The organism is Bacillus thuringiensis (assembly GCF_001455345.1).
GTDB classification, from domain to species: Bacteria; Bacillota; Bacilli; order Bacillales; family Bacillaceae_G; genus Bacillus_A; species Bacillus_A thuringiensis_N.
The window spans coordinates 2,343,284-2,359,731 of sequence record NZ_CP013274.1 but is presented as its reverse complement, the minus strand read 5'-3'; the positions used below and the strand labels follow the sequence as shown (position 1 = coordinate 2,359,731).

Sequence of the window (16,448 nt, the reverse complement as noted above, 5' to 3'; positions counted from 1 at the left end):
CTACAAATTATATACTGTTATTAACACTATCAAGGCTGGAATAGATAAAAATTCTGCTAACTTATAATTAGCTCAAATTAACTTAATGAAATATGGATAATTATGTGTATTCAAGAAAAAACCAGGATAACTTTTTAAAATCATCCTGGTTTTTTCTATATAAAATGAATTTCGTTATTTTTAGTTCCCCCCCCTATATATCTATACATACTATCTTCTTATTTATATATTTACCTTCTCTTCTCCATCATCCTGTTTTTCAATTAAATTTAAGTAAAAATGTATGACAGTTTTGTTGTAATACGAAGAGATGTAAATAAATGATAGATTAAATGTAAACATTCCGACATGTTGCATATCCAGCATATGTTCAAATTTTCTCTGTATATGGTGTAGTAATAGATACCACATCAAGGAAACATCAAGGGAGAATTCAGTTACAGTTGTAAAGATTTGTTACTGAGGATACTCCAATGATTAAAAATTTATTTTTTAAGATTTTCACTGAAGAATAGTAAATGGAATATTGTATAATCAATTAAAAAAACAGCAAATTTACAGGTTGATAAAAAAAAGCCAAGTGCATTGCACTCGGCTTTATGGTCGATTAAACAATTTTACTTCAGACGTATTAAACTGATGTAGATAGTCTTTAGTCGAAGTATAACCTGAATTCATGAGTGTTTTCTTTTCTTCTTCTGTGATATCAAAATTAAACGACGGCGTAAAGAATGTATTGATAAATACAGTGCGGGCAGCATCTTCTTTGGTTGTTTTTCCGCTCTCATGACCTTTGATCATGGTTTGAGACAAATTCCATGCAAAATGAATAAGAGAATGGCCAATATGATGTTCTGTTGAAGTTGCGATTTGTTTTAACATGGCAATCTCGGCCTGAGATTCTAAACGGAAACCTAGTGTTTCTTTGTTGTAGACAATTTCATCTGCAGGATCAAAGAAAGATGCATTGTATTTCGTGTGTAAGCTTCTTAATGTAGAATAATCCTCCGTATTGCTTACCAGTTTATTAACCTCGTCAATCGTATCTGTGGTCGTGAAGTGTTCTTCTTTATTCACAAAACTTTTCCGATCAAATAAACGAATTGGGTAGTTATCGAGTACACCTCCGTCTACATAATAATCTTTATCCCATTCCACAGATTTAAAAAAGAATGGGATCGACATCGAAATCCGCACAGCAACTACTAACGGGACATCAGGTGTCGTTTCGCGAGAAAACGTACGAAGCTGGTGTGTAGAAACGTTCGTTCCTTGGAAAAACACGTCTTTTCCTGTTTTGTCATACAACTGCTGAAAGGTTGTATCCTTATTCCCTGTCCACTTTTCAACGATGTTTCCTACCCACTCAGTAAAGAAATCCCCTTTATAGATACCAAAACCATCAAAAAATAAACGAATGTTATCTTGTACAATCGAAAAATCATCATCTTTAAACGCTTTGAAATTCATGTCTTTGTGGATTTTCACAAGATCTGCGAATGGAATGGAAAGACCTAAAAGTAATGCAGTAATCGCTCCCGCTGAAGTCCCTCCAAATCGTTGTATTTCTGGTAAAATCCCTTCTTCATTTAGTGCACGGATGGCACCGATATAAGCGCTTCCCTTTACTCCGCCACCTTCAAATACTAAGTTACGAAATGGATATTCCATTATATACCTCCAATAGATAAATTTTAAATCTGTTATAGTATCGGAAGTATATTGAAATATATCCAAACGTTATTAAAAACGTTTCATTTCATGCGATACGCATGGGAGAATTAACTTTATTCAATGGATGAATTCTTTGAAAGAGAAGGAATTTGCTTTACACTAATAACAACTAAACATTACCTTAATATAATCATTTACAGTATAAAATCCGTTTTTCTATAAGAGAACTTAATTTACATGTAATGCAAAATTTTTAGCAATACATTATATATTAATTTAGTTATAAAAACGTATAAAGACCACCTATTTCCATAAGTGATCTTTCTTTATGATTCTGCATTTGTACACTTCTGTAGAAATATAGCGTAGATACGCTTTGTTTGCTAAATTTTTAGTTCTCTCCATTTACTAAAAAACATAGCTTAATACAATTAATATGGTATTCGTTACATTGCAAACTATTATTCTGTCTTCTGTACAAGCACACTACTAAAAATCAATTCAGCAACTTTTACATATCCTTTTGAGTTTGGATGAATTAAATCCTTAGACCATAGCGTATTGTCATTAACTAAAGGATGACTCCAAAAGTCAACATGATGAAGCTTATACTCTCTACTCAGTGAACGTATAACATCATTTGCCTCTAATAATTGTTCCTTTATTATTTGTTTTTTTTCAGAAGCGAAAGGAAGCCTTACTGTAAAATCCGGAAGATTTGCTATCATAATATCAGCACCTGTTTTACTTAATGTATTTATCATAAATTCCATATCATTCTTATATGCATTATGATTCCAACGTCCTTTTAAAACGTCGTTTGCACCTGCAATGAGACTAACCAAATCTGGATTAAAAGTTAACGCCTTTTCCAATTGCTGTGAGCGAATTTCTTGCGTTACTAACCCACGCTTTGCAAAATTGGCATATTCTATATCGTTTACACACAGTTGAACAAAATGATCTACCCAGCTTTTTAATGCTATTCCCTCAACTTCATCCCCTATCCCCTCTGTAAAACTATCACCAATCGCTACAAATCGCTTCCACATATGTATTCCCCCTTTATTATTAACCATATCTATACTATACAATAGCTCACAACATAATTGTTATTTCTAAGTGGTTTTCGATTTCAATTAAATTCCACTTTATTATATCTACATGTAGAATCCAAAATTGACCGATTCCAAATATACTTAGGAATCGGTCATATTCGTATATTTACTAAAGAAATAAAATCTCTCTATGCATTATACTTTTTTCAATAAATTTGTTGTTCTTTGTTTTGCCCAATTGATACATTTCTTTTCGATTAAATGATACGAAACTATAGAAAAAAGTAGTGTCATTGTAATGCACAAAATAAGAAGGAAAAAGATAGGTATCTTTGTATACAAAAGTTTAAATAATACCATCATAATTGGAAAGTGGCACAAATAGATACTGTATGAAATTTCTCCTAAATATACAAACACACTCTTATTTAAAAATGCTTTTGTTTTTAGGTTACTCATGGCCATTATAATACATATACTAACACCCATTACGACACCCCAATCTTTTAATAAGAAAGTAGTATCATTACGTGAAATACCATAAATTAAAATGGAATATAAATATAAAATAATCCCTAGTGCAATAAGAAATCCTTTATTAAATTTTTTCATATTCCTGTATGAGTAGATAAGTTTTTCCTGATGCTTAAAAAGTAACATTCCAACCATAAACATAGATGTAAAATGCAGCGTATCAGCATAACCATTATAAAACCCCTCAGCTTTCCCAATATGCAACATATTAAGAAAAACACTAATTAAAGAAAAGCTCAAAGCAAATAGTATCGTTTTCTTCCAATTCAGTTTATAAAAGAAAAGAAATAACAAAGGAAACACAATAGATATACGCATTTCTTGAGCCAATGACCAAATAACTGGATTATAATTTTCCGTAAAAAAGTTAGTAAGAAGCACAAAGTGGTTTATAATATCTAATTTTGTTATAGACCCTTGCCACCTATCATAGAACCAATCACGTAGTCCTACCACTTCATATGGCGAAAATAAAATAAATAAAGCAAAGGTAACGATTATCCAAAAATAATAAGGAATATAGATTCTTACAAATCTCTTAATTAAATATCCCCAATAATTTGTTTTTGAATGATAAAGTGCCATAGATAGCACAAAACCACTTAGTACATAAAAAACGATAACAGCTTCTCCACCCGCCCATAAAAACCTAAGTGGGGAAAATTTAATAGAATTAGGCAACGATGGTAGCATTAAACAAAAGTGTCCAAATACCACAGTAAGTGCCGCTAACCCTCGTATAGAATCTAATTCTTTTATTCTCTTACTCATAAAATGTTCTCCTTGTAAATTGTAGATTTTGCTGTTCATAAAGGCCAATATACTAGTGTAGCGGGAGAATGGTACATAATATCTATTTAGATCCCTGATATAAGCACTTCAAAGTCAATCTATGCATCTGTTTTTGGTCTCCAGTTCCTTATATAAATAATTTAAAACAAAGTATTTAATACAAAGAAAAGATTTTATTAAGTTTTCATAGAATCTAATTACAGAAATAAGTACCTGATATTAATTTTTTATTTTCATTTGATGGAATACTGAATGTTTTTCCATCATGTGATTTTATTAAACTAACCTTGTACTAGAACCCTTTAAATCGAAAGATTCATAATAACCGTCATCCTTTCTGTATATTTCTACAAAAAGAATAACGTTTTTTAATTTTATAGATACAAATTTATTTTAGCTTGATTGCAATAACAAAGGTTACAAGTACAAGGAATCCCATTTAAAAATTAATACCATCTTCCATTCCAAACTATCTACATAAGAATCTATAATACTTTGAAACCTTTTGTTTTATCCTATAAAGCTAGCTTTTTACTATATCAACCGCACTATCCCACATACCACTAAAAAAAGGTCCAGTTTTACGCATAAAACGTGTAAACCAATTTGCTTGTTCTACATTAGATTTTGTTACAAGGTCTATATTTAATGATTTACCTGATAAGAAACCTGGATCTTTATTATCTTTAGGCGAGATAATCATTTTACTTATTGTTATACCTTTTTTAATAGGTGCTTCTTGTTCTTTATTCGATACTTTAAATTCTTTTTTATAAACGTCTTTGTTGCCCTTCGGCATTGGAAGTAAAACAGCTTGCTTCGTTTGAACTATTACATCTTTATCTTTTGCATTTGCAACTCGCACTGTTTCATGCCCTTTTACTACTGAATCTTTTCCGTAGATTTTCTTCACTTCAAAATTCGCAAATCCATAATCATATAATTTCTTCGTTTCATCAAAACGTGCTGTATGGGAGTTTGCTTTTATCACTACAGAAATTAGACGTATACCGTTTCTTTCTACTGTACCAGTGAAGCAATCACCAGCTTCTGGAGTAGTTCCTGTTTTCAACCCATCTACACCTTCGTATTGCTTAATTAAACCTTTTAACATCATGTTAAAATTCACCATATCAATTGGATACTTGCCACCCTTTTGGAATGTTTTTTTGGGGATTTTTGCTGTATCTAATATTTTCGGAAAATCTTGAACGAGACGTTGTGCTAAAATCGCACAATCTCTTGCGGACATTTTATTTTTTTCATCTGGAGTTGTCCCTTCTGGATGATGTCCTTTTAAATCATAGTTTGTTAAGCCTGTAGAGTTTACAAATTTGTAATTTTTCATTCCAAACTCTTTTGACTTATCATTCATCATTTTCACGAAATCGGCTTCTTTTCCAGCAATTTCTTCAACTAAAGCAATTGTTGCACCGTTTGCAGAGTATATTGCCATTGCCTCATATAACTCTTTTACTGTATAAGAACCACCATTTTCTAATGGAACGTTTGATAATGAGCGATCTTGTGAAATCTTATATGCATATTCAGAGATTTTAACTTTTTGATCCCATTTTAGTTTGCCTTTATCCACCGCTTCATGAACTAAGTATTCACTCATCATTTTTGTCATACTAGCAATTGCTAATAATTCATCTGCATTTTTTTGATATAAAATTTTCCCGGAATTTACTTCTACTAAAATTGCTGATCCTGCTTCTACGTCTATAGCAGGCACTGTTTCCGCTGATGCTCTTCCAAATGTAACGACCATGCTACAAAATAGTGTAAGCACTGTTACTATTGAAATACTTCTCTTGCAAAACATACCTTTCACTTCTGTTACCTCCAATATCTTTGTACTCAAAAAAATGTTATTCTTACATAATCCTCAAAAAATAGACAGTATTCTCAAATTCTATATACATATACGACGTTAGGATCGCTTTCATATAGACCATCTCATCCCACACTTTTAGGCGCACTGATACTTTGTGTTCCTACACACATCCCTATTTTTAATACCTTTGTATTTTTCAAGATGATCCGTACTTTCATATTTTTTAGGATTACAATGAATAGACAATCAAAATTATACATTTGTTCCACATTTTCAAAAAATAAAACCAGTGTGTCCCGATTAAATATCGAGACACACCGGTTTTATTATCTATCAAGGATTTTAATTATTTAATTCAGTTATTTGCTAAACTCATACTAGAGATGAATTTTCCTTAGTCTAGACTATTCATTTTTTATAATAAAAAAACTACATCCTATATAGAATGTAGTTTTTTCACAGATCTATCTATTTTTTACTTCCTTTTTATAAAAATCATATAATAATTCAATAGATGAACTAGATAAAATAGGAATTGCCTTATTAACTAATGCTCTATCCCAATCAAACCAACGCATCTCCATTAGCATATTCATTTCTGTATCTGTGAACCGCTTCTTTATTTCCTTAGCAGGATTTCCACCAACTATTGTATATGGCGGAACATTTTTACTTACAACAGATCCTGCTGCAACGATTGCACCTTCACCGATTGTAACGCCAGGCATAATAATAGCATTCATTCCAATCCAAGCATCACTTTTAATGACTGTATCACCCTTCGGTTCATATGAATGTTCAATTTGCTCAGCGAATGGATATACTGTAATCCATTCTGAGTGATGATTATGATTACCACCCATTAAAATGACTACCCCACTGGCAATACAAACATAATTCCCAATAATGAGTTTATCAAGATGCCATCCCATCTGTTCATTTGGATTAAAAAGTGCTCGGGACTTAGCATCCCCCCACAAATACCTTACACAGCCATCTTCAAAATTTTGATGACCATAGTAACCTGAATAATAGGAGTACTCTCCTACCTCAATGAGTGGATTTGTTATTATATCTTTTAAATACTTCGTTTCTGACCAATGATTATATAATGGATGTTTCATACCTTTATTCCTCGCTTCTAAGTATTGTAGATCTTTGTAATTCACTTAGAAGCTTAATACAACTGCTACATTTTTTAGCTTTCTCAAACGACGAATCATTATATTCAAGCCTTTCTTTTATAATAAAAAAATCATAACGTGATAAATTACATAAGTCAAATTGTAAAATTATGTACTAAAACTTAAAGTGTGAATTGAAATTTAAACATTAAAACAATCGAGTTTTCAAATAACAAATGCCAATTACATATGATAAAGATTTCTTAACTATACATCTAACTTCTTTCCTGTATTAGCCGTAACTTCCTCGATTTAGTTTTATTACTTATTAATTTGTCAGATAAATCAATAAATGTTAATATGATTATAGAAGATATTATCATCCATTAGATTTCACAGCTTGTTTTTCACAAAAAAGATTTCTGAATCCTTTATTAACTAGGAGGTTTAGAAGATGAAATTTTTAAAGAAATCAACAATTATTGGTGCATTGACTGTTGGAGGAGTTTTATTATCGAATACAATTTATACAATCACACCTGTGTCTGCACAATCGCAACTTACACAAAAAGTATCACCATTTTTAGATAATTGGCAGTGGCAAAACTATTTTTTATTACATCATAATGCAGATTTTATAGAAGAATTAGCAGTTGGTGACTTAAAACATGGAGATACATTCGATGTTACTATATATACTGGTGGTAAAGATACTGGTATTGTAAAAATATATCAATTGAGCGGAAATGAAAATGATGACATAAACTTGCATAGATATAAAACCATTTATGACTCAGGTTTAAAACATGATTATGGTAGATTTGTAACCCCTATTACTAAAGCTTATAATCCTGGAACATATGTAGCTGTTATGAAACTTGGAGACAATTATTATTATGGGGGCAGCTTTAAAATCTCAAAATAATATATATTTATCTCACCAGTAAACAAAAACTATTTTAAAAGCTTCTCTATCTTATATAAGATAGAGAAGCTTTTTGATTTTTCCCCCTTTTTAAGAATTAAAAAATCCTTACTTTCTTTATAAATTATAATTTTTATTCAATAATTGTTTCCACCTCTTTTAGTACCACAATTCAATATGCAATATTGCATATTTTATATGTTCACTCTTTAAAAATGCGATAATTTGTTTATAAAAATATTTAAAATTAATATTGAAAGGAGAATATTACATGTCTTTCTATTCTTGGTCTCCTCTTATTTTCTTAATAGTTGTTGCAATTAGCATTTCTATTCAAAAGTCTAAGAAACAATAATTGATTATTTGGAGGTGTAAAGATGTCATTTGCAGCATGGAGTGCAATTTTTATGACTTTAATCGGAGCAATTTCTGGAGCAGCCTTTGGTACAATCTCCTCTAGAAATAAAAGTAAAAATGAATTTCTAATACAACGCTATACAAAAAAGTAGCCTATAAAATTTTATAGGCTACTCTTCATTTTATGAATATTATTTAGCTAATTCTTTCGTACCCTTCATTACATCAACGAAGAATCCCCAGTTATTCACAACAGAAGAAATACTAATATGCTCATCTGGAGTGTGAACATTAAATATATCTGGACCGAATGATATTGCATCTAATTCAGGCATTTTTTGAACGAATGCACTACATTCAATACCTGCATGCACTGCAAAGATTTCAATCTCTTTATTGTATTTTTCTTGATGCACTTTTTCAAACAAATTACGAATTTGTGAATTCGGATTGTATGGCCATTCTGGATACTCTGACTCTATTTCAAATGTTGCACCAACTAACTCGGCAATACATTTAATTTCATCTGCAACATGTTGTTTTAAACTACTCACAGAACTTCTCACTTCGTTACGTAATTTAATTTCATCTTGGAACGTTTCAATAACACCTAAATTTGTTGAACTTTCTACTAGACCTTTAATATCCAAGCTCATACTTTGAATGCCGTTTGGAATTAAGAATAATGATGAAATAAGTTGCTTTTGTGTCTCTTTAGCAAATACTTTTTCTACTTTCTCATCCACTTTTGTAAGTGTAACGTGAACATCTGGATCAACAGCACGCATTTCATCTTGTAATACTCTAGTCCAAGATACTAGTTTTTCTTCTACTTTCTCTACATCTTCTGTACGTAATACAATTGTAGCTACACTTTCACGTGGAATTGCGTTCGTTTTTAATCCGCCGTGAACTTCACTAATATCAAATTGAACATTTGCTGATAAATCTCGTAATACTCGTCCTAATACTTTGTTCGCATTACCGCGTTGTTTATCAATTTCCATACCAGAATGTCCGCCTTTTAAACCACCAACATATAGACGGTATGCATCCATATTCGCGGGTGCTTCATCCCAAATTATTGGAATCGTTTCAACAGCTTTCGCACCACCTGCGCTACTTACTAATAATTTATGATCTTCTTCAGAATCAATATTAATAAAAATCTTACCATCAAAGTGATTTGCATCAACAGCGAAAGCCCCACCCATTGTTGTTTCTTCTTCAGTAGTAATAACTACTTCAAGTGCTGGATGTGGAATTTCTTTTGAATCTAATAAAGCCATTGCATACGCAACTGCAATACCATTATCAGCACCTAATGTCGTTTGATTTGCATATAACATGTCCCCAATAATTCGCAATTCAATTGGATCTTTTTCAAAATCATGTACGGTTGCTTGATTTTTTTCGCAAACCATATCCATATGACCTTGAATAATAATAGCCGGTACATTTTCATAGCCAGCAGTTGCTTCTTTTTTAATGATGACATTTAATGCTTCATCTTGAATCACTTCTAAATTACGCTCTTTCGCAAAGCCAACTAAAAAATCACTAATTTCCTTTTCATTACCTGATCCTCTAGGAATCTTTGAAATTTCTGCAAAATGATAAAATACAGGGTGCTTTGTTAATTGTTCTAAAGTAGAATACATTTTTAAGCTCCTCTCAAAATAACAAAATAATATGTAAGTCTTTTATCATTATACCATGATTCATTATTTTCACTTTCTATTTCATACTTTAATATCTGCTTGTTGAACATTTAAATTGCATATAAAAAGAGAAAGAAAATGCACTATGCATTTTCTTTCTCTTTTTTTGCTCTCATATATTTTGAAGTACCATTATTCATTAATTTCTCTAACCGATTTATATTTTCCGTTAATGCACCTTTCACAAGAGAGAAATCTGTATTCGGTTCTTCTTTTTTCTCTTTAAAAAATGAAGACTTTTTTACACTAATTTCAGCCATCTCTTCTCCCCCTTTTCAAAAAAGATACAATCTTCTATTTATATTATATCGTAAATGTAAACAGCATGTACAAGTATCATTTTCTTTTTAATTCATCTTCTAAATCTTCTACTTGCTGTAATGTATCTCCTTTTATTAACGAGAAATCCGTTGTATCTTCATTATCTTCTTTAAAAAAATCATTGTTATTATCTTTTATCACTACAATCACCTCTACGTGCTAGTGTAGGAATGATTGTCCGATTTTATACAAGTTTGTCTAAATTTGCTTTACCTTTATGTATAAGTGAAAAGGACAGAAAAAAATCCTGTCCTTATTTACTAAAATAACTATGATGTATAGTTAAATTATATACATTTTCAAAATCCCGATCTTGCAGGTTATTTTTCTTCCCATCAATAACAATGAAAACATCACTCACTATTTTTGCTGGTATAATTCCGACATTTTCTACTTGCACTGCTTTCTGCTCATTCAATTGCTCAATGTACTCTAACGGAATGATAGTACTAAATTGAGAACGGATACCACGAAAGTTTGTATTTAATTCCTTTGCCGCTTCAAATACAACAATTTTTGCTCCAATCTTTTCCCCATACGAATCTAAAAATGCGTTTAAGCTTTTTGTATATTCTTTCTCCGTATGCCATTCCATCGTACCGAACACTGCTGGATTGACATTTTGAATGATTGTTGTGTATATTTCTCCTCTTGCTTTAGAAGCAATTAATGAACGTTTTATCGATTGAACCGTCTTGCCGATATCGCTAAATTTCGCTCCCCATATTTCTGAAATATTCGGTGTTAAAATAAATGCAATATCAACGAAAATAACCATTGCAGTGAACATTAAAAGATTTTTCCAGAGGGTTAAATCAATTCCTTTTATCATGAAATACACGGTGACTGATATTATAAACACCCCATACCAAGTCTTTCTAATACGTTGCTTCTTCTCCTCGTACAACTCTTCGTTTTTCCAATAAAAGAAAACAAGTACTAGAAAAACGATTGCTAAAATAAATAAGCCGATTCGAATGTTAGAGATCACCAATGACATCACCCTCCATTCAAAAACTACTCACGATATCATTACATGCACAAGCAGCTCTCTTTATGACAAAAGACGTGGACAAGCTTCTAAATTTAGCTACATCGCATATACATTAGAAGGTGCCACGTCTTTTACCTTGAATCTACATTGTATATGTAGACAAGCATGTGTTTCAAATTTTCATGTTAAAAAGAAATATGTTTCGGAATTTCCCCTTCAGGTACTTCTCCATCCATACTTAAGTAATAATGACGAATTGGACGTAAATCATCGTCTAATTCATACACGAGTGGTATACTCGTTGGAATATTTAATGAAACAACACCATCACTTGAAAGATTGTCTAAATATTTTACTAGCGAGCGAATTGTGTTACCATGTGACGAAATGATTACTTTGTTACCATTCTTTAATTTCGGCGCAATTTCTGAATGCCAATAAGCAAGTACTCTTTTCTCCGTATCCACTAAACATTCTGTCAATGGAAACTCACCTTTTTTCAGTGCTTTATATCTTGGATCATTCATTTCATACCTAGGATCATCCTCAGTAAGTGCAGGTGGTCTTACATCAATACTTCTTCTCCAAATATGAACTTGTTCCTCACCATATTTTTGCGCCGTTTCATCTTTATTTAACCCTTGTAATGCACCGTAATGTCTTTCATTTAGCTTCCAAGATTTATGTACTGGCACCCAGGCAAGATCCATCTCATGAAGTACAATCCATAACGTCCGAATTGCTCGTTTTAATACAGATGTATAAGCTACATCAAAAGTATATCCATTTTTCTTTAATATCGCTCCTGCTTCTCTCGCTTCACTTAATCCATTCTCTGATAAATCTACATCTGTCCACCCAGTAAAACGATTTTCAAGGTTCCATAAACTTTGTCCGTGACGAATAAGTACAAGTTTTATCATAATAATTCCCCTCTCGGAAATGTGAATTTTATTGTTCCATTGCGTACACGTATAAAGTATCTAGTAATGTATCTTTTTATCCATTCACTCTATGATCAAACCATAGTTGCCAAATGTATGGATAAAATTCGTTCTTTTTCAAACTATAAAACAGATATATTTCTTATTATTTTTGATCGATTGCAACTTCCCGCTTCGACATCCAAGCATCAAAACCTAATCGGCTATTTGCCATTTCATTCATAACTTGATGCCAATTTTCTTCACATGATTCACCAAATTTTGAAAAAATGGCACCCATTTGCTGTCTTTGTACATCGCTCAATTTTCTCTCTAAATCGGCACCTTTTTCTGTTAAAAATAACTGTTTCACACGGCGATCATGTGTAGCTTCATTACTCTCAATTAAGCCCTTTTCCACAAGTTGTCGTAATGGTCCGTGAAGAGCTTGTTTACTTATCTCTAGCAGTGATAATAACTCATTTACACTTATTCCTGGAAAGCGTGCGATAAAAAATAAAATTCGATGATGTACTCTTTGAATACCATACTCTTTTATAATTTCATCTGGCTTTTCAGTAAATGTTTTATATGCAAAGTAAAATAAGGCTAATGCTTCATTCATCTGTTCTTCTTTATGTTGTGTCATCTACTTTCCCCCTGTATGTAAATTATACCACATTCTAGTAATGAATATTTTAATCCATACTTTAGAGCTGCTTTCGTTTATTACAAGAAAGCAAAACAATGAGGAGATGATTCACTTGAAAACGCAATATACTGTAAGTACATATTTATTAGACCGACTAAGTGAATTAGGAATTGAGCATATTTTTGGTGTCCCTGGTGATTATAATTTGGCTTTTTTAGATGATGTACTAGCACATGAAAATGTAGAGTGGATTAGCAATTGTAATGAATTAAATGCGGCTTATGCAGCAGATGGATATGCTCGTATAAAAGGAATCGGTGCCCTTATTACCACTTTCGGTGTTGGAGAATTAAGCGCCATTAACGGTGTTGCTGGCTCATACGCAGAAAACGTACCTGTTATAAAAATCACGGGGACACCACCAACAACCGTAATGGAGAATGGGGCACTCGTTCATCATACGTTAGGTGATGGAAAGTTCGATCATTTTTCCAATATGTATAGAGAAATAACGGTGGCACAATCAAAATTAACACCTGAGCATGCCGCTGAAGAAATTGATCGTGTGTTACGTGCATGTTGGAGTGAAAAACGCCCTGTTCATATTCAATTACCAATTGATGTGTATAATAAACCCATTAATAAACCTACAGAACCAATTTTACATAAACCCGTTTTAAGTAATAAAGATGCGCTGGATAAAATGCTTCTACATGCAACTTCAAAAATAAACAGTGCCAAAAAACCTGTTATTTTAGCTGATTTTGAAGTGGCACGTTTTCATGCGGAAGAATATTTGCATCAATTCGTAGAAAAAACTGGATTTCCTATCGCAACATTAAGTATGGGGAAAGGAATATTCCCTGAAAAACACCCTCAATTTATAGGAATTTATACTGGTGATGTTAGTTCTTCATACTTACGAAAAAGAATTGATGAATCTGACTGTCTTATTAGTATTGGCGTGAAATTAACTGATACTATTACTGGTGGCTTCACACAAGGCTTTACGAAAGAGCAAGTAATAGAAATCCATCCCTATACTGTGAAAATTATAGATAAAAAATATGGACCTGTTGTAATGAAAGATGTTCTACAACATTTAAGTGACTTAATTGAGCATCGCAATGAGGAAACTCTTGAAATTAAGCCGTTTATTTCAGAATCAGTTTCTATTACAGAAAAGTTTAATCCAAAAATGCAAATGGTTACACAAAAACGTTTTTGGCAGCAAATATACCATTTCTTACAAGAAAACGACGTCTTAATTGCAGAGCAAGGAACACCTTTCTTTGGTAGTGCTGCTATCCCTTTACCTAATAACACTACATATGTAGCGCAACCATTATGGGGATCAATTGGTTATACATTACCTGCTCTACTTGGTACACAGCTTACTGATTTATCACGCCGCAACATATTAATTATTGGTGATGGTTCTTTCCAATTAACTGTTCAAGAGTTATCGACTATACTACATCAAAATTTAAAACCAATTATATTTTTAATTAATAACAACGGATATACTGTGGAACGTGCCATTCACGGTCAAAACCAACCTTATAATGATATACAAATGTGGGATTACAATAAACTATCAATGGTATTTGGATCAGAAGAAAAAAGTCTAACATTTAAAGTAGAAAATGAAGCAGAATTAGCAGAAGTCTTAACAAATATAACTTTTAATAAGAATCAACTTATCTTTATTGAAGTTATAATGAGCCAAAGCGACCAACCTGAATTGTTAGCTAAACTCGGGAAAAGATTCGGTCAGCAAAATTCTTAATATAAAAGCATAACCTAATTATACAATTGGTAGTGTAAAACTTGTTTCGAGAATAGTTTCGCCACTCAAAATACATAAGAAGGAGGATGGCAAGCGCCATCCTTTTCTATTTTAAGAGCCTTCTTCGACTAACGCCCCGTGCGACAAGCAAAAATTCTTAATCCATCTTTAACTTTATAGCTTTTGTCGCAATAAATGTTTTAATATGCTTATCTAATATCCTTGTTCCACCAAAATCATCCTCATAAAAACCTGTTATAGCAAAACCAGCTTCAACTTGGCCTTGAATTTGGTCTTCTAGTGTATGCGCATATTCTATTGTTTGATTTGAATCGATGTAATCTTGAACTTCATCCTCTGGTAAATAATCCAATGTCGATGAAGGGATTGAATGTTTTACATCCAGAATACCTTTTTGTTCTTGATTATCATCAAAAATCCATAGTAACGGATTTGTAAATCCAGAAATGAGAATACCTTTATTCTTTAAGACCCTTGAAACTTCATTCCATACAAGATGAACATCTTTTACAAACAAATTAGAAACAGGATTTACAACAATATCAAAATATTCATCCTCAAAATCACTAAGGTCTGACATATCTCCTTGTACGGTTTTTAAAGTTAAACCATCTCGTTTTGCTACCTTTTCATCTTGTTCCAATTGCTTCTTGGATATATCAGTAACTGTTACATCTGCTCCAGCAGCAGCTAGAACTGGCGCTTGTTGTCCGCCACCTGATGCTAAGCACAGTATCTTTAATCCCTCTAATGACTTTGGAAACCAATCTCTAGGAACTGATTTTTCTGTAGTGACTGTGATTTCCCATTCACCTGATTTACTTCTTTCAATAACCTCGCTACTTACAGGTTGCGTATATCTAGAACCTTCTTCAACCTTCTTATCCCATGCATTACTGTTTTGTTGAATAGTATCCATTACGTTTATTCCCCCTAACGACCTAGTTGCATTTTAAGTATAAGCTTATTAATTATTTATGCTTTCCTTTTTCTATTAACCTGCCTGATAGTTATTACATAGTTGTCTATATTTATATTAACAGATAAATAACAATAATCACTAAAAATTATAAAAACTCACAAAATTATATATCCATTCAATTCACTTAAAATAACCATAGAATTGGTAGTTTCAAACCACTCACTTACACATAAAAAGGCATTCCAAACCTGTTGAAAGTTAGAATGCCTTTTTAATATTATTTAATTTTTAAAGTTCTTAACTGAATCCATTAAACAAATAAGCTATGCTATTTATTCAGCAAGAGTTAACTGCCAAGACACACCATACTTATCATTTAACCAACCAAATTTTTTACTAAACGGATAGGCACCTAAAGGCATAAGTACTGCTCCATCCTCCGCTAGTTTATTAAAAGCCGTTTCAATTTCTTCTTCCGTATCACAAGTTACATAAAGAGACATAGCTGGTGTAAATGTAAAATTATGATTTACATAACTATCTATGCACATGAACTCTTGCCCGTGTAACGTAAACGTTGCCTGAATTACAGTACCTTCTTTACCCGGTCCGTTTTCATCGTAGCGAGAGATATTTACAATTTCTGATTGATCGAATAGCGACGTGTAAAAATTCATAGCTTCCTCAGCTTTTCCTTCAAACATTAAAAACGTAGTAATTTTTTGCTTTGTGTTACCCATAGAGACAGCCCCTTGTTATGTATTTATGCAAAATATACATCGGTTAACAAAAACCGAACAT

15 protein-coding genes and 1 pseudogene are annotated in these 16,448 nt (G+C 32.2%); 3 read left to right on the top strand and 13 right to left on the bottom strand.

Features of this window, described 5'->3' with window-relative positions; genetic code table 11:
- Nucleotides 1–597: 597 nt before the first annotated feature.
- From ATN06_RS12315 to ATN06_RS12295, 5 genes are all read right to left on the bottom strand, one after another.
- Nucleotides 598–1,671, bottom strand: coding sequence for a patatin-like phospholipase family protein (locus tag ATN06_RS12315; RefSeq protein WP_001979062.1), 1,074 nt, complete (start codon nt 1,669–1,671; stop codon nt 598–600).
- Between the two features lie 464 nt (nt 1,672–2,135).
- Entirely contained in the window at nt 2,136–2,753 is a 618-nt protein-coding gene (locus ATN06_RS12310) for an SGNH/GDSL hydrolase family protein (protein ID WP_140350513.1), read from the bottom strand.
- A 174-nt stretch (nt 2,754–2,927) separates the two neighbouring features.
- Nucleotides 2,928–4,076, bottom strand: coding sequence for an acyltransferase family protein (locus ATN06_RS12305; protein ID WP_060630870.1), 1,149 nt, complete (start codon nt 4,074–4,076; stop codon nt 2,928–2,930).
- A 505-nt stretch (nt 4,077–4,581) separates the two neighbouring features.
- Nucleotides 4,582–5,895: a D-alanyl-D-alanine carboxypeptidase family protein gene (locus tag ATN06_RS12300; RefSeq protein ID WP_060630869.1), complete on the bottom strand. Its 1,314-nt coding sequence runs from the start codon at nt 5,893–5,895 to the stop codon at nt 4,582–4,584.
- 467 nt (nt 5,896–6,362) lie between these two features.
- A complete protein-coding gene (locus tag ATN06_RS12295; RefSeq protein WP_060630868.1) occupies nt 6,363–7,022 on the bottom strand; it encodes a CatB-related O-acetyltransferase in 660 nt (219 codons plus the stop codon).
- A gap of 454 nt (nt 7,023–7,476) precedes the next feature.
- Here ATN06_RS12295 and ATN06_RS12290 point away from each other — a divergent pair, with 454 nt between their 5' ends.
- Nucleotides 7,477–7,947, top strand: coding sequence for a DUF5065 family protein (locus ATN06_RS12290; RefSeq protein WP_060630867.1), 471 nt, complete (start codon nt 7,477–7,479; stop codon nt 7,945–7,947).
- 314 nt (nt 7,948–8,261) lie between these two features.
- Nucleotides 8,262–8,456 (top strand): annotated as a pseudogene (locus tag ATN06_RS29595) (hypothetical protein).
- 39 nt (nt 8,457–8,495) lie between these two features.
- On the opposite strand, the gene pepD reads toward ATN06_RS29595, so the two are convergent.
- From pepD to ATN06_RS12260, 6 genes are all read right to left on the bottom strand, one after another.
- On the bottom strand, nt 8,496–9,965 hold the full coding sequence (pepD, locus tag ATN06_RS12285) for a beta-Ala-His dipeptidase (RefSeq protein ID WP_060630866.1): 1,470 nt from the start codon (nt 9,963–9,965) through the stop codon (nt 8,496–8,498).
- Nucleotides 9,966–10,108: 143 nt separating this feature from the next.
- Nucleotides 10,109–10,285 carry a stage II sporulation protein SB gene (spoIISB, locus tag ATN06_RS29205; RefSeq protein ID WP_000808045.1) on the bottom strand — a complete coding sequence of 59 codons (177 nt, stop codon included), beginning with the start codon at nt 10,283–10,285 and terminating at the stop codon, nt 10,109–10,111.
- 76 nt (nt 10,286–10,361) lie between these two features.
- The gene (locus ATN06_RS12275) at nt 10,362–10,487 is read right to left on the bottom strand and encodes a hypothetical protein (protein WP_060630865.1); all 126 of its coding nucleotides are present in this window, start codon (nt 10,485–10,487) and stop codon (nt 10,362–10,364) included.
- Nucleotides 10,488–10,599: 112 nt separating this feature from the next.
- Complete coding sequence (locus tag ATN06_RS12270) at nt 10,600–11,337, bottom strand: type II toxin-antitoxin system SpoIISA family toxin (RefSeq protein WP_060633134.1); 738 nt, start codon at nt 11,335–11,337, stop codon at nt 10,600–10,602.
- A gap of 188 nt (nt 11,338–11,525) precedes the next feature.
- Nucleotides 11,526–12,263: a 2,3-diphosphoglycerate-dependent phosphoglycerate mutase gene (gene gpmA / locus ATN06_RS12265; protein WP_001980023.1), complete on the bottom strand. Its 738-nt coding sequence runs from the start codon at nt 12,261–12,263 to the stop codon at nt 11,526–11,528.
- Nucleotides 12,264–12,429: 166 nt separating this feature from the next.
- Entirely contained in the window at nt 12,430–12,912 is a 483-nt protein-coding gene (locus tag ATN06_RS12260; RefSeq protein WP_060630864.1) for a MarR family winged helix-turn-helix transcriptional regulator, read from the bottom strand.
- 106 nt (nt 12,913–13,018) lie between these two features.
- Between ATN06_RS12260 and ATN06_RS12255 the strand changes: the two genes are divergently transcribed.
- Entirely contained in the window at nt 13,019–14,704 is a 1,686-nt protein-coding gene (locus ATN06_RS12255; protein ID WP_060630863.1) for an alpha-keto acid decarboxylase family protein, read from the top strand.
- Nucleotides 14,705–14,861: 157 nt separating this feature from the next.
- On the opposite strand, the gene ATN06_RS12250 is transcribed toward ATN06_RS12255, so the two are convergent.
- Both ATN06_RS12250 and ATN06_RS12245 read right to left on the bottom strand, forming a co-directional pair.
- Nucleotides 14,862–15,644, bottom strand: a complete 783-nt coding sequence (locus ATN06_RS12250) for a class I SAM-dependent methyltransferase (RefSeq protein ID WP_060630862.1) — start codon at nt 15,642–15,644, stop codon at nt 14,862–14,864.
- 335 nt (nt 15,645–15,979) lie between these two features.
- Nucleotides 15,980–16,387, bottom strand: coding sequence for a VOC family protein (locus ATN06_RS12245; RefSeq protein ID WP_060630861.1), 408 nt, complete (start codon nt 16,385–16,387; stop codon nt 15,980–15,982).
- Nucleotides 16,388–16,448 lie beyond the last annotated feature (61 nt).